The following is an 18,684-nucleotide window of genomic DNA, read 5'->3' as shown; positions in this document are numbered from 1 at the left end:
TCGGGTCAGACCGGGGCGGGTCACGGCCAGGGCGGCACGCAGCACTGACGATCCGTCAATCCGTTTCCTCGCCGCGGCGCTCCTGCGCCGCCAGGACGGCGTCGCCGTGCACGGCCGCCCAGGCGCCGAGGGCACGGATCGGGCCGAGCAGGGCGGTGCCCGCCTCCGTCAGGGTGTAGTCGACGCGCGGCGGGGCCTCGGCGTAACGGCGGCGCTCCACCAGGCCGTTGTACTCCAGCCGGCGCAGCGTCTCGTTGAGCACCTTCGGGCTGAGCCCGCCGATCCGGTCCAGCATGGCCCGGGGGCGCATCGGCCCGCGCTCGCCGAGGACGTACACCACCACGCTGTCCCAGCGGTTGGCGATCACCTCGAAGGCCAGCCGCGCGCGACAGTCCGCGGCGAACAGCCCGCCGCCCAGGTCGTCGTCCGCCCGGTCCTCGATGACGTCCTCGGTCCGCATGCGTCCATCCTGCCCGATCCGTTGCCTACCGGGGGGTGTGCATCGGCCCGTCTAGCGTCCGGAGCACGACATCGGACGTGATGAGGAGTGGATGGACCATGCGGATCGGCATTCTCGGTACCGGCTCCATGGCGGCCGCACTCGGCGGGGCATGGGTGCGGTGCGGGCACGAGGTGCGGGTGGGCGGGCGTGACCTGGCGGCGGCCCGGAAGCTCGCCGCGGAGATCGGGGCCGCGGGTGGCGGCGAGGCGGCGGAGGCCGCGCGCTTCGGGGAGGCGGTGCTGGTCGCGCTGCCCACCGGGGCGGCGGTGCCGGTGGTCGGGTCACTGGCCGGTGAACTGGCCGGGCGGGTGCTGCTGGACTGCACCGTGCCGATGGCTCCGGGCGCGGACGGGCCGGCCCTGACCACGGGGGGAGCGGTGGGCTCCGTCGCCCGGCAGCTGGCCGCGGCGGCTCCGGCGGCGCGGGTGGTGAAGGTGTTCGGCATCTGCCACGAGAGCATCTGGTCGCTGCCACGGCCGAGCTTCGAAGGTGCGCCGCTCGGGGTGCCGTACTGCGCGGACGACCGGGCTGCCGCCGATCTGGCCGCTGACCTGGTGGGCTCGATGGGCTGCGACCCGGTGCACTGCGGCGGCCTCGATCGGGCCGGGCTGCTGGAGGCGGCGGCGGTGTTCGCGATCGGGGTGTGGTGGTCGGGCGGCGAGGCCCGGCACGTCTTCCCGTCGCCGGCGCTGGCGCCGGGGGCGGTGGACGACGCCCAGTAGGGGGGGCGGAGGGCGGATGGCGACCGCCGTCATGCCAGATCCTCGCGGATCCGGTCCAGGATCAGCCCGGCACCCGTGTAGCCGATGCCGAGCATCCACAGGTCGTCGTCCACCTGGAACACCCGGCCGTTGCGGACGGCGTCCAGGTTCTTCCACAGCGCGCACTCGGTGATCCTGCCGCGGTCGGACTTCGCCTCGTCCCCGTACACCGAGTAGAAGATGACGTCGGCCGCCGCCTGGTCCACCTGCTCCGGGCTGATCTCCAGCGAGAACCCGGACTTGTCCTGGTTGGCCGGGCGGCCGAGGCCGACGTCCTTGAACAGCGAGCCGACGAAGGTGTCGTCGAGGTAGAGCCGGGTGGGCGCGCCGGCCAGGAAGCGGGCCATCTCGACCCGGGTGGCCGCCGCCCCGGCCGGTCCGCCCAGCGCGGTGACCACGTCCCGAAGCTTCGACCGGTACGCCGCGTCCGCCGCCGCGGCCTCGCTCTGGCGGCCCATCGCCTCCGCGTGCAGCCGGACGTTCTCCTTCCAGGTCGGCCCGGTGGTCCTGGACAGCACCGTCGGTGCGATCTCGGACAGCTGGTCGTAGCGCTTGTCGTCGCGGACCTGGTTGCTCAGGACGAGGTCCGGCCGTAGCGCCGCGATCGCCTCCAGATCGGGCTGGCCGATCGTGCCGACCGCCTTCGTCCCGGCCAGCCGCTCGGCGGGCAGGTACCCGGGGAACGGCGCGCCCTCGCTGACCGTGGTGGCGCCGACGGGGCTCAGCCCCAGGGTGACCGCCGAGTCCAGGGCGTCGGTGTCCAGCACCACCACCCGGCTCGCCCGGGCCGGTACGGTGCTCTCCCCACGCGCGTGCCGGACCGCCCGGGTGCCGCCGGAGCCGGACGGCCCGCCGCCCGGCGCCGGGGAGCCGGCCCCGCAGGCGGCGAGAGCCAGGCCCGGGGCGAGCCCGGCGGCGAGGCCGAGCGCGGCACGGCGGCTGAGGGTTCGGGGCATCGGCGACTCCTCCAACGGACGGACACCTCCACGGGCGGTCGCCTGCCGTGAGCCGGAGCAGGGCCGCCGACGGCCGGACGGGGCGCCGGAACTCTGCCCGCCCGGCGGCCCCGCTACGCCTCGGAGCCGTACTCCCGTCGCTGGCGCAGCAGTTCGGCGTACTCGGCCCGCACCCGGCGGTCCATCGCGAGGGTGAACTGGGCGTCGGCGACCGTACGGGCGAGCGGCCGGACCCGCAGGATGCGCTCGGTGAGCCGGGCCGCCTCGCCGGGCGGCAGCGGGGTGTCGCCGGAGAGCGCGCTGAGCAGGTGCTCGCTGACCACTTCGATGAAGATCTCGGCGATGGCGTCGACGTACTCCCGGGTGCGCCGGCTGGCGTCCAGTACGGCCGCGAGCGGCACCCCCTCGGCGACCAGCTCGGTGGTGGCGTCCATCAGCCGCCGGCTGATGTGGGTGATGCCGTCGTCCTCGATCGAGATGTAGCCCTGGGCGATCGCCTCGGCGGTGTTCTCCTCGGTGAGCTGGTCCCCGAAGGCGGTCTTCAGCTCCTCCCAGTCCAGCCGCACCGGCGTCTCGTCCGACCACGGGGCGACGATCGCGGCCTCCAGCCCGATCAGCCCGGCGACGTCCCGGCCGCTCTCGCCGGCGCCGATCAGTTCGGCGATCCCGCCCAGGGTGTGGCCGCGTTCGAGCAGTTCGCCGATCATCCGCAGCCGGGCCAGGTGCTCCTCGCCGTACCAGGCGATCCGGCCCTCCTTGCGGGGCGGCTGGAGCAGTTTGCGCTCGCGGTAGAAGCGCAGGGTGCGGGTGGTGATTCCGGCCGCCTCGGCCAGTTCCTCCACCCGGTACTCGCGTTTTCTGTCGCCCGCAGCAGCTCTGACCTTGTCCACGGCGATCAGCATAGGTCCGTCACCTCGACGGGGGAGCCTCCGGGAGCTCGGGGAACTTCCGGTTAATCCGGGCTGTCGCGCTTCTTCCATCCGGTGTCAGCAAGGACTACCCTGCCAATCGCGCCAGTGATTACTGGCGCGATTGGCAGGGTTCCGAGGACGGTCCAGGAGGCTCCGGGGCCGGGACCGCCGGAAGAGCGTGACGACCACCGCCCCACCCTTTCAGGAGGAGGCCGCATGGCATCCAGCAGCAAGCGCCCCCGCTCCGGCGCGTCCGCGGCGACCGACACCGGCGCCGCGACCGGCCCCAGTGCTGCGACCGGTGACGGCGCCGCGGCGGAGGCCGTCCCGCACGTGCGGGTGGCGGTGATCGGCTCCGGCTTCGGCGGCCTCGGAGCGGCCGTCCGGCTGCGCCGCGCCGGGATCACCGACTTCGTCGTCCTGGAGCGCGCGGACTCCGTCGGCGGCACCTGGCGCGACAACAGCTACCCCGGCTGCGCCTGCGACGTGCCCTCGCACCTCTACTCCTTCTCCTTCGCGCCCAACCCCGACTGGCCGCGCAGCTTCTCCGGCCAGCCGGACATCCGCGCCTACCTGGAGAAGGTCGCCACCGTATTCGGCCTCCGCCCGCACCTGCGTTTCAACACCGAGGTCCTGGAAGCGCGTTGGGACAGCGAGCAGACCCGCTGGCGGATCACCACCTCGGCCGGCCGGTGGACCGCCGACGCCCTCGTCTCCGCCGCCGGGCCGCTCGCCGACCCGCAGATCCCCGCCCTGCCCGGCCTGAACACCTTCCCCGGCAAGGTGTTCCACTCCTCCCGCTGGGACCACGACTACGACCTGACCGGCAAGCGCGTCGCGATGGTCGGCACCGGGGCCTCGGCCGCCCAGATCATCCCGTCGATCCAGCCGAGGGCCGGGAAGCTGACGGTCTTCCAGCGCACCCCGGCCTGGGTCCTGCCGCGCCGCGACCGGGAGATCACCCAGCTGGAGAAGTGGCTGCACGGCCGGCTGCCGGTCACCGCCAAGATCCGCCGGGGCACCCTGTTCGCGCTCCGCGAGCTCCAGGTGGACGCCTTCGTGCGCCGCCCCGGGCTGCTGCGCCTCGTCCAGCAACTGGCCGAACGCCACATCGCCCAGGGCGTCTCCGACCCGGCGCTGCGCGCCAGGCTCACCCCGGACTACCGGATCGGCTGCAAGCGCATCCTGCTCAGCAACACCTACTACCCGGCGCTCGCCGCCGCCAACACCGAGGTCGTCTCCTCCGGCCTGCGCGAGCTGCGCGGCTCCACCCTGGTCGCCGCCGACGGCAGCGAGCACGAGGTGGACGCCATCGTGTTCGGCACCGGCTTCCACGTCACCGACATGCCCATCGGCGCCCGGGTGTTCGGTGCGAACGGGACGAGCCTGGCGGAGGAGTGGAAGGACGGCATGGAGGCGCTGCGGGGCTCGACCGTGCACGGCTTCCCCAACCTGTTCTTCGTGATCGGCCCCAACACCGGCCTCGGCAACAGCTCGATGATCCTCATGATCGAGTCCCAACTGAACTACATGGTCGACGCGTTGACGACGCTCCACTCGATCGGCGCCGCCGCCATGCAGCCCACCGTCCGCGCCCAGCGGCAGTGGAACCTGGAACTGCAGCACCGGATGGACCGCACCGTCTGGACCACCGGCGGCTGCCGCAGCTGGTACCTGGACCCGAGCGGCAAGAACACCGTGCTCTGGCCCGGCTCCACGACCTCCTTCCGGCGCGCCACCCGCAAGGTCGACCTCGGCGAGTACGAGCTGATCATGCGCACCGCCCCGACCACCGCCCGAACCGTCCAGGAGGCCCGCGCATGAGTTCCGTCCGGCTCCCCGCCGAGTACCTACCGCCCACGCCCGTCGAGGAGTTGAGCATCCGCTCGGCGGACGGCATCCGGCTGCACGTCGAGGTGCACGGCCGACCCGGAGCGCCCACCGTGGTGCTCTCCCACGGCTGGACCTGCTCGACCGCGTTCTGGGCCCCGGTGATCCGCCGACTCGTCGACCGCTACCGGGTGGTGGCCTACGACCAGCGCGGCCACGGGCGCAGCGAGATCCCGCCCGGTCGGGCCCGCTACTCCACCAGGGCGCTCGCCGAGGACCTGGCCGCCGTGCTCACCCGGACCGTTCCGGCGGGGGAGCGGGCGGTGCTGGCCGGGCACAGCATGGGCGGGATGACCATCATGGCCGCCGGCGGCCGGTCCGAGGTCGCCGAGCGCACCGCCGCCAACGTCCTGATCTCCACCGGCCCGAGTGAGCTGGTCGCCGAACTCGCCGTCCTGCCGGACACCGTCCGCGCCCCGGGCCTGCGGCGCTTCCTGCACCGGCAGCTGCTGCGCTCCCGGCTGCCGCTCGGCCCGGTCTCGGCGGTCAGCCGGGCGGCGCTCAAGTACGCGACGATGGGGCCGGATTCACCCGCCGGACAGGTCGAGGCGACGGCCCGGATCGTGCACGCCTGCCCCGCCGGGGTCCGTTTCCACTGGGCCGGGGTGCTCGACCGGCTGGACATACGGGCCGGGCTCGGCCGGATCGGCGCCCCCACCGCCGTGGTGGTGGGCACCGCGGACCGGCTGACCCCGCCGGTGCACGCGCACCGGATCGTCGCCGAACTCGCCGACTCCCAGGGTCTGTTGCTGCTGCCGGGGGTCGGACACATGGCGCCGTTGGAGCGGCCGGTGGAGGTCGCCGCCGAGATCCACCGGATGGCCGCCGCGTACCTGACCGCTGCCGCCTCCGCGGGCGGGCCGGCGGCTGAGCCCGTCACGGATGCCGTCACGGATGCCGTCGTCGATGCCGTCGTCGCTCCCGCTGCCGGGTCGGCGCCTGTCAGTCTCCCCGCTCCCGCCGCCGTCGCCGAGAGGATCACCGTCACATGAACGCCGTCCCGCCGTTGTCCGCACAGGTCGTCGTCGTCACCGGGGCCGCCCGGGGGGTCGGCGCCTCGGTGGCCCGCAAGCTGGCCCGGCGCGGCGCCAAGGTCGCGCTGCTCGGCCTGGAGCCGGAGGAGCTGAAGGCCGTCGCGGCACAGTGCGGCGCGGCCGCCACCGCCTGGGAGGTGGACGTCACCGACCTGGAAGCGCTCAACGACACCGCCGGCCGGATCAAGGAGCACTACGGTCGGATCGACACCGTGGTCGCCAACGCCGGGATCGCGATCGGCGGACCGCTGGCCGACAGCGACCACCGGGCGTTCAGTCGGGTGATCGAGGTCAACCTGCTCGGCAGCGTCGCCACCGCGCGGGCGTTCCTGCCGGCGCTCGTCGAGAGCCGCGGCTACCTGCTGCAGATCGCCTCGCTCGCCGCGCTGACGCCCGCACCACTGATGAGCGCTTACTGCGCCAGCAAGGCCGGGGTGGAGGCCTTCGCCCACTCGATCCGTGCCGAGGTGGCCCATCAGGGGGTCAAGGTCGGTGTGGGGTACCTGAGTTGGACCGACACCGACATGGTGCGCGGCGCCGACGAGGACGCCGTGCTGAAGCAGATGCGCGGCCGGCTGCCGTGGCCGGCCAACAAGACCTACCCGCTGGAGCCCGCGGTGGACCGGATCGTCGCCGGGCTCGCCCGACGGTCCGCCCACGTGTACGCCCAGGCCTGGCTGCGCGGGATGCAGCCGGTCCGCTGGCTGCTGCCGAGCCTGATCGCGGTGGTCGGCTCCCGTGACGTGGCCAAGCTCGCCCCGCAGCTCGCGGCCACCGCCGCCTCCCGCCTGGGCGCCGTCGGGGCCGGGGGCGCCGCGGACACGGCGGCGCGGGGGAGCCGGTCGGGGGCTGACGGCTGACCGGTTGACGGCTGACCGGTTGGTGGCGAACAGGTGACAGCGAACAGATGACAGATTTCAGAATTTGAAACATGAAATCTGTCATCTGTCATCTGTCATCTGTCATCTGTCAGTCGTCGGTTGTTCAGCTGTTGGCGATCCCCGCCAGCACCCGCAGGGCCCATGCCAGGACCGGCAACGGCGGTGAGGCCAGCCCCACCCGCACCGCGGACGGCGTGCTCCGCGGGCCCACCGCGAAGGCCGACGCGGGCGTCACCGAGATCCCTGCCCGCGCCGCCGCGGCGACGAAGGTCTCCGCCCGCCAGGTGCCCGGCAGTTCCCACCACAGGTAGTACGAGCACGGGTCCGCCCGCACCCGTTGCCCCGCGAGCGCCTCCCGGGCCAGCGCCTGCCGCGCCGCCGCGTCCGTCCGCTTCGCCGCCGACACCGCCGCCAGTGTCCCGTCACCGATCCAGCGCACCGCAGCCTCCAGCGCGAAGCCGCTCGGCGTCCACCCGCCGGTCCGTAGCGCACCCGCGACCCGTTCGCGCAGCCCGTGCGGGACGACCGCGAACCCGGTGGTCAGTCCCGGCGCGAGCCGCTTGGAGAGGCTGTCGACCAGCACCGTCCGTTCCGGTACGAGCGCGGCGAGCGGTGCCAGTTCGGGGCGCAGGAAGGACCAGATGGCATCCTCGACCACCGGCAGGTCCAGCCGCCGCAGCTCCGCCGCCAGCGCGACGGCCCGCTCGGGCGGCAGGCTGACGCCGAGCGGGTTCTGCAGTCGGGGCTGGACGTAGACCGCGCTAAGCGGCGCCGCCCGGTGGGCCGCGGCGACGGCGTCCGGCCGCAGCCCGTGCTCGTCCACCGCGAGCGGCACCAGCCGGATGCCCAGCCGCCCCGCGGCCGCCTTCACCACCGGGTAGGTCAGCGCCTCGACCCCCAGCCGCCGTCCGGGCGGCACCAGCGCGGCGAGCGCCCCCGCGACGGCCTGCCGCCCGTTGCCCGCGAACAGCAGCCCCCGCGCGTCGACCTCCCAGCCGGCCCCGCCCGTCGCCAGCAGCCCGGCGAAGGCCTGTCGCGCCGCGTCCGTGCCGGCCGCGCCGACCGGCCGCAGTGCCTCGCCCAGCGCGTCCGCCCGCAGCAGCGGTGCCAGCCCGCCGGCCAGCAGTTCGGCCTGCCCGGGCGCGCTCGGGTAGTTGAGCTCCAGGTCGATGGGCGCGGTGGCCGGCTCGGCGAGCGCGACCCGCTCGTCCTCCGCGGACCGCCCGGCCCGGACGAAGGTGCCCCGCCCGACCTCGCCGACGGTCAGCCCGCGCCGGACCAGTTCGCGGTAGACCCGGCCCGCCGTCGAGGCGGCGATGCCCCGGCTGCGGGCGAAGGCGCGCTGGGTGGGCAGCCGCTGGCCGGGCCGCAGCCGTCCGCCGGTGATGTCGGCGGCGACCTCGTCCGCGATCAGCCGGTAGTCCTCCATCTCGAACCAATCCCTCGTCCACGTGTCACCCCGGGGCCGCATTGCACCGAGCACAAAGTCATCATTGCATCGAGATCGCTCCGCCCCTAGCCTCGACGCATGGACGAGCTGACGAACGTCGCGGACGCCCTGCGGGCGGTGGACGGCCACGCGGTGCTCGGCACCGCGGCCGTGGCGCTGGGCATGGTGCTGTCGCCGGGGCCGAACATGATCTACCTGGTCTCGCGCTCGATATCCCAGGGCCGCCGCGCCGGACTGGTGTCGCTGGCGGGCGTAGCCGCCGGGCTCCTGGTCTACCTGGTCGCGGTGACGGCCGGGGTGGCCGCGGTCTTCTCGGTGGTCCCCGCCCTCTACACCGCGATCAAGCTGGCGGGCGCCGGCTACCTGCTCTGGCTGGCCTGGAAGGCGGTCAAGCCGGGCGGCACGGCCGTCTTCGCCCCGCAGCAGCTGCCCCCGGACCCGCCCCGCCGCCTGTTCACGATGGGCTTCCTGACCTGTCTGCTCAACCCCAAGATCGCCGTCATGTACATCTCGCTGCTGCCCCAGTTCGTGGTGCCCGAGCGCGGCCACATCGCGGCGCAGAGCCTGGTGCTGGGCCTGACCCAGATCGTCATCGCGGTCGGCATGAACGGCCTGATCGCGATGAGTGCGGGGAGCATCGCGGGCTTCCTCAACCGCCGCCCGGCCTGGCTGCGCGTCCAGCGCTACGTGATGGGCACCGTCCTCGCCGGACTCGCGGTGCGCATCGCCGCCGACCGCGCCAAGGCGGTGGCGGCCTAGGCTGCGCTCCGGGCGGGCCGCGCAGGTGGTCGACGGAGGGCTCAACCGCCCACCGCCGTCGCGGCTCCGAACCCGTTCACGCGCCCGCCGGATCGGGTGCTGCCCAGTGCCCGGGAGAGCGCGACCGTCGAGGCCGCGACCGCCACCCCGGCGGTGCGCCCGAGCGGCCGCGACGGCCTCGTCCTCCGCCATCAGGCTCGCGAGCGTCTCGGCCGCGGTGAGTGTCGCGCCGCGTGGCGCCGGTGCGGCTTCGGTCCCGAACTGAGCAGGCATCAGCGGCGTCTCCTCGTCCGGATTCGCCTCGCCCGATCGGGAGATGCCCGCATTCGACTCTTCGAGACGGTCGATCGCCTGCATCCGCACGCCGCCGAGCACGGGAGTCGCCCTGGGTGTGGGCGTGGCTGCGGGGAGTCGGTACGGTCGGGGGCATGACCACAGCCTTGATCACCGGCGCGACCGCCGGCATCGGAGCCGCCTTCGCGCGTCGGCTCGCCCGCAGCGGCTACCGGCTCGTCCTGGTGGCCCGGGACACCGAGCGCCTGGAGCGCGCGAGCGCCGACCTGCACGCCCGGTACGGCACCGAGGCGGAGGTGCTGACCGCCGACCTCGCCACCGACGAGGGCATCGCCGCCGTCGAGGACCGGCTCGCCGACGCCGAGCGCCCGGTGGACCTCCTGATCAACAACGCCGGCTTCGGCAACAAGGGCGCCTTCGGGACCGTCCCGCTCCAGGACGAGCTGGACATGCTGAAGGTGCACATCGAGGCCGTCCTGCGGCTGACCACTGCCGCCCTCCCGGGGATGCGCGAGCGCGGCCGCGGCGCGGTCGTGAACGTCGCGTCGGTGGCGGCCTTCCTGCCGCGCGGCACGTACGGGGCGAGCAAGGCGTGGGTGGTGAGCTTCACCCAGGGCGTGCTGCGCGACCTCGGCGGGACGGGCGTGCGGATGATGGCGCTGTGTCCGGGCTTCACCCGGACCGAGTTCCACCAGCGGGCGGGCATGGGCACCGGCAACATCCCGTCCTGGTCCTGGCTTTCGGCCGAGCGGGTGGTGGACGAGGCGATGCGTGACCTCGCCCGCGGTCGCTCGGTGTCCGTGCCGGGCAAGCGCTACAAGCTGGCCGTGGCGATCGCCCGGGTGCTGCCGTCGGGCAAGCTCGGCGGCCTCTCCTCGAAGGCGGCACGCACCTACCGGACGAACTGAGGCGCCCGGAGGTCGGCCGGTCGGCGGGTGGCGCGGTCGGTCGGGCGGAGCAGTCGGTCGGAGCGGCAGGACAACGCGGGAATAGAGCAACCCTCACTATTAGCTTGCCTAACTATGAGCTACTCTCGCTATGCTGAGAACCGACCGACCGCCATGCCCGCCGCCGCGGCCACGCCCCCGCGCGCCCGATCCAGGGAGGCCCGTTCTTGAGGCCCGCCGCCATCGACTGGACCCCGCCCGAGCGCGCCGAGGGCGCCCCCCGCCCGCCGGCCCAGTGGCGGCGCATCCTCGCGCTGTTCCGCCCGTACCGGGGCCGCCTCACCACCGTCGGGCTGCTGGTCGCCGCCTCCGCCGTGGTGTCCGTCGTCTCGCCGTTCCTGCTCAGGGCCGTGCTGGACACCGCCATCCCGCAGGGCCGCACCGGGCTGCTCAGCCTGCTCGCGACCGGGATGATCCTGACCGCCGTGGTGAACAGCATCTTCAACGTGCTGCAGACGCTGATCTCCACCACCGTCGGCCAGCGGGTCATGCACGACCTGCGCACGGCGGTCTACGGCCACCTCCAGCGGCAGTCGCTGGCCTTCTTCACCCGCACCCGCACCGGCGAGGTGCAGTCCCGGATCGCCAACGACATCGGCGGCATGCAGTCCACGGTGACCTCCACCGCGACCAGCCTGGTCTCCAACCTCACCGCGGTGATCGCCTCGATCGTCGCCATGGTCGCCCTCGACTGGCGCCTGACCGTCGTCTCGCTGCTCCTGCTGCCGCTGTTCGTCTGGATCAGCCGGCGGGTCGGCCGGGAGCGCAAGAAGATCACCACCGAGCGGCAGAAGCAGCTGGCCGCGATGAGCTCGGCGGTCCAGGAGTCGCTGTCGGTCAGCGGCATCCTGCTCGGCCGCACCATGGGCCGCTCCGACTCGCTCGCCCGGGAGTTCACCGAGCAGTCGGACCAGCTCGCCGACCTGGAGGTGCGGGCCAGCATGGCCGGGCGCTGGCGGATGAACACCATCATGATCGTGATGGCAGCGATGCCCGCGCTGATCTACTGGGCGGCCGGGCTGACGTCGGCCGCGGGCGCGCCGATCGTCTCGGTCGGCACGCTGGTCGCCTTCGTCACCCTCCAGCAGGGACTGTTCCGCCCGACCGTCAGCCTGCTCTCCACCGGCGTGGACGTGCAGACCTCGCTCGCGCTCTTCCAGCGCATCTTCGAGTACCTCGACCTGCCCGTGGAGATCGCCGAACCGCCGCGCCCGGTCGACCTGACCGACATCCGCGGCGAGGTCCGCTTCGAGGCCGTCGACTTCCGCTACGACCCCGAGCAGGAGCGCCCGACGCTGACCGGCGTCGAACTCAAGGTCCCGGCCGGGACCTCACTGGCCGTCGTCGGCGAGACCGGCTCGGGCAAGACCACCCTCAGCTACCTGGTGCCGCGGCTGTACGACGTCACCGGCGGCCGGGTCACCCTGGACGGCGTGGACGTGCGCGAGCTGTCCTTCGAGACCCTGGCCCGCGCGGTCGGCGTGGTCTCCCAGGAGACCTACCTCTTCCACGCCTCGGTCGCCGAGAACCTGCGCTTCGCCAAACCCGGCGCCGACGACGCCGAACTGGTGGAGGCCGCCCGGGCCGCGCAGATCCACGAGACCATCGCCGCCCTCCCGGACGGCTACGACACCCTGGTCGGCGAACGCGGCTACCGCTTCTCGGGCGGCGAGAAGCAGCGCCTCGCGCTCGCCCGCACCATCCTGCGCAACCCGCCGGTGCTCATCCTGGACGAGGCCACCAGCGCGCTCGACAACCGCACCGAACGCGCCGTCCAGCAGGCCGTGGACACCCTGGCCGCCGGCCGGACCACCATCACCATCGCGCACCGGCTCTCCACCGTCCGCTCCGCCGACCAGATCGCCGTGCTCGACCACGGTGAGGTGGTCGAACTGGGCACCCACGAGGAGCTGGTGGAGCTGGACGGCCGGTACGCGGCGCTGCTGCGCCGGGAGGCGCCGGAGGTGGCGGCCCTGTCGGACGCCGCCGCGCTCGGCCACGCGTGACCGTGGGGCCCGGTCACGCCGAGCCCTGCCGGGCCTCGGCCGCGCCTGAGCCTGCCGGGCCTCGGCGGCGCGTGGCCCACGCGGCCGTAGGCCACGGAGCAGTCGGCCGCGCCCGACCGGGCCGAAGGGCGGTCAGGCCGCCTTCGGGATCTCGTTGTAGCTCTCCACGACCTCCTGGCCGGAGAGCCGCTGGATCGCCGCCATCACCTCGTCGGTCACCTGCCGACGGGCCTTCAGCGAACGGGCCTGCCCGTGCAGCTCGTCGAAGTGCAGCGGCTCGCCGAAGCGGACGGTGACCTTCTTGATCCGCGGGATGCGCTTGCCGATCGGCAGGATGTGCTCCGGGCCCTCCAGGGCCACCGGCACCACCGGGACGCCGGCGGTCAGCGCGAGCCAGGCCACGCCCGTCTTGCCGCGGTAGAGCCGGCCGTCCAGCGACCGGGTGCCCTCGGGGTAGATGCCGAAGGCCTTGCCGTCCTCCAGGATCTCCAGCGCCGACTCCAACGAGGCCTGAGCGGAACGGTAGGTGCCGCGCTCGACCGGTACCGCGCCGATCGCCTCGAAGAAGCCCTTGGAGATCCGGCCCTTGAGCCCGGTGCCGGTGAAGTACTCGGCCTTGGCGAGGAAGTGCACCCGGCGAGGGGCGGTGAGCGGGATCACCACGCTGTCGATGAACGACAGGTGGTTGCTGGCCAGGATCACCCCGCCCTTGCGCGGCACGTTCTCGATGCCCTCGATGACCGGGCGCCAGATCCCCCGCGAAACGGGTTTCAGCACCAGCCTGGTGGCGAGGTCGAGCACGGTTCCCTCCCTGGACGAACGACCGCCCGGGAGGCGCCCGGGTCAGCAATCAGACCCGCAGACTACGACACCAACCCCGGCGCCCGTCCACTCCCGGACACCGTGGCGCACACCACGGCCGGGTAGGGTACGGCCGTCCGAACCGAGCAAGACCCCGCAGTGCCCAGGAGGAAACGATGGAGAGCGTCGAGGCCATCAAGGAGATGTTCGACCGCTTCGACAAGAACGGCGATGGCAAGATCACCGCTGCCGAGTACGCGCTGGCCGCCAACGAGATGGGCGACCACAGCGTCACCATCTCGATGGCCGAGGCGCTGATCCACGCGATGGACACCCGTCACCAGGGCTTCCTGGACTTCGAGGAGTTCCTGGCCGCCCGCCAGCGCTGAGCCGACGCCGACGGGGCCGGGGCCGCCCCACCGGCGGTCCCGGCCCCGTTCGCGGCCCCGTTCGCGGCCCGGTTCGCTACTCGGCCGGGCCCACCGGGAACACCCGGCGCACCACCCGCTCCGCCGCCCCGCCGTCGTCCCAGACGCAGAACCTCGCCCGGAACCGCTCCCGGGCCCCCGGCTCCGGATCGCCCGCGCGCAGCGCCCGCGCCAGCCCGTCCACGTCCACCGTGACGGCGCCCGGCGGCTCCGCGAACAGGTCGAAGTAGACGCCGCGTTCGCGCTGGTACTCCTCCCAGTCCGGGGCGAATATCACCACCGGCCGGTCCAGCACCGCGTAGTCGAACATCATCGACGAGTAGTCCGTCACCAGCGCGTCCGCCGCCAGGTAGAGGTCCTCCACGACCGGGTGCGCCGACACGTCCACGACCTCCGCGGCGTCCGCACCGGTCGTCAGGTCGCCCGGACCGTCGGTGTGGAAGTAGTGGGTGCGCACCAGCAGGGTGAAGCGCGGACCGAGGCGCCGGGCCAGCTCCGCCACGTCCAGCAGGGGCACGTAGCCGCCCTTGCCGCCGCGGTGCGTCGGCGCGTACAGCACCGCCGTGGTGCCCGGGCGCAGCCCGAACCGTTCGCGCATCGCCCGGACCTCCTCCGGGGTGGCGCTGGCCAGCCGGTCGTTGCGCGGGTAGCCGGTGTCCAGCATCTCGTACCGGCCGGGGAAGGCCCGGGCGAAGTGCTCGCTGGTGTGCGGGTTGGAGGAGACCAGGAAGTCCCAGCGGTCGATGGCCTCCTGGAGCCGGTCGAAGTCCATCCCCTCGGCCGCCTCGGGGCGCCCTCGCAGATCCATGCCCATCGCCTTGAGCGGGGTGCCGTGCTGGGTCTGGACGTGCACCGTGCCCTGGCGCTTGGCCATCGTGCGCGGGAAGTTGACGTTGTTGACGAAGTACTTGGCGGTCGCCATCGCCTTGAGGTAGGCGGGTGTGTTGACGATCACGTACGGGACGCCGGGCGGCATGGCGTCGGCCTGCCGGCGGTTCTCGACCACCCACACGCCCCGGATCTGCGGCGCGAGTTCCTTCGCCTTCTCGTAGATCGCCGCCGGGCTGCACGCGTAACCCCGGTGCCAGTACGCGGCGTACACCGCCAGGTGCTCGTCCAGCGGGAGCCGGCGGAAGGCGTTGTAGGCGGTGAACCGGGCACCGCTGCGCACGCCCTTCTTCACCGCGGGCGCCACCGCCTTTGCGCCGCGCTTGAGTTCGCGCGGCAGGCGGCCGGTGCGGCGCAGCTCGGCGTAGGCGATCCGGGCGCCGCGGGCGGCCAGTCGGTACTGCACGCCGCGCACTCCGCCGGGGAAGCGGTAGTCCGCCGGGCGGTGGCGCTCGAAGTGCAGGGCGATCCGGTGGAAGTAGTCCTTGCGCCGGGCGGCGGGGACCAGCCCGGGGGTGTCGTAGACGTTCAGCGCCTGGCGGACGGTCCGGTCGAAGACCAGGGTGCGCAGCGACTCCGGGACGGCCCTTCCCGGGCGGTCGGAGCGGTTGATGAAGGCGAAGATGGCGTCGTACTGGGCGAACACGTCGGCGTGCTTGGGGGAGGGGGTGGCGGTGATCGCGCCGTCCCGGCCGCGCCGGTAGAAGTAGCAGGGGCGGTCGAGGTAGCGCAGCCGCTCGGCGGCCAGCAGCGCGGGATAGGTGACCGAGATGTCCTCGTAGTAGCCGCGGCCGAAGGCGACGCCGAGGCCCTCCAGGAACTCGCGGCGGAACACCTTGTTCCACACCGACATCACGGTCTGGAACAGCGCCGGGTACTCGGCCAGGGTGCAGCCCTCCACCAGCGGGGAGCCGACCAGCACGTGCCGCCAGGGGTTGGGCTCGCTGCCGCCGTCCGGGTAGACGTGGGTGAAGTCGGTGAGCAGCACGTCGGCGGGCACCTCGCGGCGGTGCTCCTGCGCCAGCTCGTCGAGGATCACGCCTACCGTCCGCTCGGGCAGCCAGTCGTCGCTGTCCACGAACCAGACGTACTCGCCGCGCACCTGTGGCAGGGCGGCGGTCCGGGCGCCGCCGAGGCCCTGGTTCTCGGTGAGGTGCATCACGCGCAGCCGGGGGTCGCGGGCGGCGTAGGCGTCCAGGATCGCGCCGGAGCCGTCGGGGGAGAGGTCGTCGACCGCGATCACCTCGAAGCGGGTCTCGGCGGCGGGGGTCTCGCCGAGGATCGAGTCGAGGCAGCGCGGCAGGTACCGCTCCACGCCGTGGACCGGGAGCACGATGCTGAGGAGGAGGGACACGCTGGCCGAGTCTACCGATCCACGCGGTGCGACCTGCGGGGACGTCCGGCTGTGCGGGAGGAGTGGAGGAGCCGGTGGCGTGGTCGACCCGGAACCGCCGGTGCCGGGCCCCGAGCGGGGCGGCACCGGCAGTCTGGTGGCGGCCCGGCCGACCCTCTACGGCCGGCCGCCGGTCCGGGCACCGTGCGGGCCTGGCCACCGCAGCGTCGAGGTGGCCGGGCAGTGGCCCGCAGGAGCCGGAGCCCTCATCGAGTCGTTCATCACTCGAACACGCGCATGGTGCGGTGCGGGCACCTGGGCGTGTGCATCAGATATTGCTTGGAGGATTGACGGGAGTCAATCCCCCGAATGCGTTCACTTCATGAAGTTGGACGGTGACGCGGTGGTCGCTTTGTCGATGTGACGGCTGTCCCCTATATGGGGAGCCGGGCCGGACCCGGGTCGGAGTCGCGCGAGGGGCTGCGGGAAGGGCTGCGGGAGGGCGTGCGCGGGGCTGAGGGAGGGCGTGCGAGGGGTTGGCGTCGACGCGGGCCGGGGGCTTTCCCGGGGTGCTTCCGGGGGACGCGTCCGGGGGCGATTCATCGACACGGCGGTCGCACCGGCCGCCCGCCCCCGTGCGCCCGGCGCGTCCCGCGGGTACGGGCGCCGGGCCCGTGCCTCCTGGCCCTGATGACGGACGGCCGGTCGTGCACCATCATTGATGCCTAGTCGTGACCGCCCGGGCGGCCCCTGGTGCATCGTCAGTTGGCGTCGCACGGTACGGTGGCACAACACCAAGGACGGTTGCGCGAAGGCCGTCCCTCACGGATAGTCTTCGCCTCACGGCCCTGGCGCCTCGTAGGGGTGGGAAAACTGATGGAACACATGCAAGTGCGGACTCGGCCCCGTGTGCCGGCGATCCAGTGCGGTGTCGGCGCGACCGGCCGCCGGATCGACCGACACCTGGCCGTGCTCGGCGCGCCCGCGCTCTCGGCGGTGGACACCGCCGAGGCGCTCGGGCTGATAAGGGAGCTGACGCCGCGAGGCGCCGACACCCCGGCGGCGGCCCGCCGTCGCCACACCCGCGTCTCGCTGCTGGCGCCGCTGCGTCGGCTGCGGCGGAGCCTCTTCGGCGGGCGCGGCTAGCACCCGGTCCCGGGGGCGGGGTGCGCCCCGGGCCCAGTGGCCGGTCCCTGAACGACCCGTCGGACCACCCGGTCCGTCGGGTCGTCGGCGTATCCGGAGGGCGGGCCGTGTCTTTGGTCTGAACCTCTCACCCTATGCGAGCCCGACGCCCCGGCGCGGGCAGTCGGCGAGGCGGTACGCCCGACCCGTTGACCTGGGCCAGGATGGCGTCATGGCGGACAACAACCACTTCACGTCGGCCGGGTCGACCGGCGCCTTCCAGAGCACGACCCTGGAGATCACCACCGGCAACCGCGAGGTCGCGCTCGACATCACCGACCGCTGCGTCGCGTTCCTCAACGAGCGGGCCCCCGGGCGGGACGGGCTGCTCAACGTCTTCGTCCCGCACGCCACCGCCGGGATCGCCGTCCTGGAGACCGGCTCGGGCAGCGACGACGACTTCCTCGCCACGTTGCGGGACCTGCTCCCAGCCGACGACCGCTGGCGCCACCGGCACGGCAGCCCCGGCCACGGACGGGACCACGTGGTGCCCGGCCTGGTCGCCCCGCACGCCACCCTGCCGGTGCTCGGCGGTCAACTGGCGCTCGGCGTCTGGCAGTCGGTGGTGCTGATCGACACCAACGGGGACAATCCGCGCCGCACCGTCCGGCTGTCCTTCCTCGGCTGAGCCGTGCTGCGGACAGGCCTCAGCGGCCCGTGGCGACGTGGCCGGCCACGGCGGCGAGGTAGCGCTCGATCGCCAGGTGCTGGCAGAGCAGCGCGACCGGCCGTCCCAGCCGGGCGTACCAGGCGGACAGCCGGGAGAACGCGGCGACCTCGAACCACACCTCGCCCTCGGCGTCCATCGACACCAGGAACGACTCCTCGCCGCACTCCGGGTGGCCGGGCAGCGTCCCGTACGCGAAGCCGATCCGGTCCGGCCCGGCCTCCGTCCACACCACCCGGCAGGGGATCACCAGTCGTGGCCACCGGCTGCCCGGCAGGCTCAGCCGCAGCAGCACGGTGGCCCCCTCCCGGGCGGGGCCGCCGGGGTGCACCGCGAACCCGCTCCCCAGCTGACTGCCCCACCCGAGCACGTACCGCCCGGCCCGCTCCAGCACCTCCGGCCCGTGTCCGAGGTGCACCCGGCGCCGCAGGTGCGCGTACCCGCCCGGCAGCCGGCCGTGGCGGGTGGCCCCGACCTCGGGGTACGTGGGCCCGGCGGCCCGGGCGGCTCGCAGTCGCTGTTGGAGATCGCCATCGCCTTGCATGGCGGCTACGGTAGTCGGCGGGTCGGGGAGCGCCTCGGGTGGGGGGTTCGCCGACGGATCGGGGGCGCGGCGGTGTCGACGCAATGGTCGAGGAGGCCGGTCCGGTGCAGTCAGCGGGCCCGGGCGGACGCTGGCCCGGCCGGGGTGCCTTGCGGCGGGGCGGGGGCGGGGAGTAGGAAAGCGGCATGAGCGATACCGCGACGAACGACGGCGCTTCGGGCGAGGACGCGGTGGTCTGCGAGTCGGCGCCCGCCGACTCGGCGGAGACGGCGCTGCGCGAGGACCCGGCCGCGCCCGGGCCGCGCGCCGACTGCGTGCTGTGCGGCGAACCGACGGTGCTGCCCGCCGATCAGCCGGGCAGTACCCTGTGCCCGACCTGCGCCTGGCAGCAGGCCCAGCGGATCGCCTGTTCGGGCTGAGGGGCCCGGGGCCCGGGGCGTCCGACAG

At 73.6% G+C, this 18,684-nt stretch carries 18 protein-coding genes; 11 read left to right on the top strand and 7 right to left on the bottom strand.

Annotated features, from left to right (window positions below):
* Positions 1-55: 55 nt before the first annotated feature.
* Positions 56-460: a winged helix-turn-helix transcriptional regulator gene (locus tag ACFV1W_RS05085; protein WP_380413229.1), complete on the bottom strand. Its 405-nt coding sequence runs from the start codon at positions 458-460 to the stop codon at positions 56-58.
* Between the two features lie 98 nt (positions 461-558).
* Here ACFV1W_RS05085 and ACFV1W_RS05080 point away from each other — a divergent pair, with 98 nt between their 5' ends.
* The gene (locus ACFV1W_RS05080; protein ID WP_380413227.1) at positions 559-1,224 is read left to right on the top strand and encodes an NADPH-dependent F420 reductase; all 666 of its coding nucleotides are present in this window, start codon (positions 559-561) and stop codon (positions 1,222-1,224) included.
* 29 nt (positions 1,225-1,253) lie between these two features.
* Here the strand turns inward: ACFV1W_RS05080 and ACFV1W_RS05075 are convergent, their stop codons facing one another.
* Both ACFV1W_RS05075 and ACFV1W_RS05070 read right to left on the bottom strand, forming a co-directional pair.
* Positions 1,254-2,219: an ABC transporter substrate-binding protein gene (locus ACFV1W_RS05075; RefSeq protein ID WP_380413225.1), complete on the bottom strand. Its 966-nt coding sequence runs from the start codon at positions 2,217-2,219 to the stop codon at positions 1,254-1,256.
* A gap of 113 nt (positions 2,220-2,332) precedes the next feature.
* A complete protein-coding gene (locus ACFV1W_RS05070) occupies positions 2,333-3,121 on the bottom strand; it encodes a MerR family transcriptional regulator (protein WP_380413224.1) in 789 nt (262 codons plus the stop codon).
* Positions 3,122-3,346: 225 nt separating this feature from the next.
* On the opposite strand from ACFV1W_RS05070, the gene ACFV1W_RS05065 reads away from it, so the two are divergent.
* From ACFV1W_RS05065 to ACFV1W_RS05055, 3 genes are read left to right on the top strand one after another with little or no spacing between them, the layout of a single operon-like run.
* A complete protein-coding gene (locus ACFV1W_RS05065; RefSeq protein WP_380413222.1) occupies positions 3,347-4,954 on the top strand; it encodes a flavin-containing monooxygenase in 1,608 nt (535 codons plus the stop codon).
* Complete coding sequence (locus ACFV1W_RS05060) at positions 4,951-6,012, top strand: alpha/beta fold hydrolase (RefSeq protein WP_380413220.1); 1,062 nt, start codon at positions 4,951-4,953, stop codon at positions 6,010-6,012. Before ACFV1W_RS05065 ends, ACFV1W_RS05060 begins: the two co-directional genes overlap by 4 nt.
* Complete coding sequence (locus ACFV1W_RS05055) at positions 6,009-6,914, top strand: SDR family oxidoreductase (RefSeq protein ID WP_380413218.1); 906 nt, start codon at positions 6,009-6,011, stop codon at positions 6,912-6,914. Before ACFV1W_RS05060 ends, ACFV1W_RS05055 begins: the two co-directional genes overlap by 4 nt.
* A gap of 124 nt (positions 6,915-7,038) precedes the next feature.
* Here the strand turns inward: ACFV1W_RS05055 and ACFV1W_RS05050 are convergent, their stop codons facing one another.
* Positions 7,039-8,364 (bottom strand): PLP-dependent aminotransferase family protein, encoded by a 1,326-nt coding sequence (locus ACFV1W_RS05050; RefSeq protein ID WP_380413216.1) that lies wholly within the window; start codon positions 8,362-8,364, stop codon positions 7,039-7,041.
* Between the two features lie 99 nt (positions 8,365-8,463).
* Between ACFV1W_RS05050 and ACFV1W_RS05045 the strand changes: the two genes are divergently transcribed.
* The 3 genes from ACFV1W_RS05045 (at position 8,464) to ACFV1W_RS05035 (ending at position 12,391) form a co-directional block, all read left to right on the top strand.
* Entirely contained in the window at positions 8,464-9,144 is a 681-nt protein-coding gene (locus ACFV1W_RS05045; protein WP_380413214.1) for a LysE family translocator, read from the top strand.
* Positions 9,145-9,572: 428 nt separating this feature from the next.
* The gene (locus ACFV1W_RS05040) at positions 9,573-10,346 is read left to right on the top strand and encodes an SDR family NAD(P)-dependent oxidoreductase (protein WP_380413212.1); all 774 of its coding nucleotides are present in this window, start codon (positions 9,573-9,575) and stop codon (positions 10,344-10,346) included.
* A gap of 206 nt (positions 10,347-10,552) precedes the next feature.
* Complete coding sequence (locus tag ACFV1W_RS05035) at positions 10,553-12,391, top strand: ABC transporter ATP-binding protein (protein WP_380413210.1); 1,839 nt, start codon at positions 10,553-10,555, stop codon at positions 12,389-12,391.
* 132 nt (positions 12,392-12,523) lie between these two features.
* Here ACFV1W_RS05035 and ACFV1W_RS05030 read toward each other — a convergent pair whose 3' ends face one another.
* Positions 12,524-13,192, bottom strand: coding sequence for a lysophospholipid acyltransferase family protein (locus ACFV1W_RS05030; RefSeq protein WP_380413208.1), 669 nt, complete (start codon positions 13,190-13,192; stop codon positions 12,524-12,526).
* A gap of 176 nt (positions 13,193-13,368) precedes the next feature.
* On the opposite strand from ACFV1W_RS05030, the gene ACFV1W_RS05025 reads away from it, so the two are divergent.
* On the top strand, positions 13,369-13,581 hold the full coding sequence (locus ACFV1W_RS05025; RefSeq protein WP_030283062.1) for an EF-hand domain-containing protein: 213 nt from the start codon (positions 13,369-13,371) through the stop codon (positions 13,579-13,581).
* A 76-nt stretch (positions 13,582-13,657) separates the two neighbouring features.
* On the opposite strand, the gene ACFV1W_RS05020 is transcribed toward ACFV1W_RS05025, so the two are convergent.
* Positions 13,658-15,862: a CDP-glycerol glycerophosphotransferase family protein gene (locus tag ACFV1W_RS05020; RefSeq protein WP_380413206.1), complete on the bottom strand. Its 2,205-nt coding sequence runs from the start codon at positions 15,860-15,862 to the stop codon at positions 13,658-13,660.
* A gap of 855 nt (positions 15,863-16,717) precedes the next feature.
* Here ACFV1W_RS05020 and ACFV1W_RS05015 point away from each other — a divergent pair.
* Positions 16,718-16,987 carry a hypothetical protein gene (locus ACFV1W_RS05015; RefSeq protein WP_380413204.1) on the top strand — a complete coding sequence of 90 codons (270 nt, stop codon included), beginning with the start codon at positions 16,718-16,720 and terminating at the stop codon, positions 16,985-16,987.
* A 211-nt stretch (positions 16,988-17,198) separates the two neighbouring features.
* Positions 17,199-17,654, top strand: coding sequence for a YjbQ family protein (locus ACFV1W_RS05010; RefSeq protein ID WP_380413202.1), 456 nt, complete (start codon positions 17,199-17,201; stop codon positions 17,652-17,654).
* A gap of 19 nt (positions 17,655-17,673) precedes the next feature.
* On the opposite strand, the gene ACFV1W_RS05005 is transcribed toward ACFV1W_RS05010, so the two are convergent.
* Positions 17,674-18,237, bottom strand: a complete 564-nt coding sequence (locus tag ACFV1W_RS05005; RefSeq protein WP_380413200.1) for a DUF1990 family protein — start codon at positions 18,235-18,237, stop codon at positions 17,674-17,676.
* 185 nt (positions 18,238-18,422) lie between these two features.
* Between ACFV1W_RS05005 and ACFV1W_RS05000 the strand changes: the two genes are divergently transcribed.
* Positions 18,423-18,656 carry a hypothetical protein gene (locus ACFV1W_RS05000; RefSeq protein WP_380413198.1) on the top strand — a complete coding sequence of 78 codons (234 nt, stop codon included), beginning with the start codon at positions 18,423-18,425 and terminating at the stop codon, positions 18,654-18,656.
* The last annotated feature ends 28 nt before the right edge of the window (positions 18,657-18,684 follow it).

It is taken from the genome of Kitasatospora sp. NPDC059648 (assembly GCF_042734825.1).
Lineage (GTDB): Bacteria > Actinomycetota > Actinomycetes > Streptomycetales > Streptomycetaceae > Kitasatospora.
This window is presented reverse-complemented; position numbering and strand designations above follow the sequence as displayed.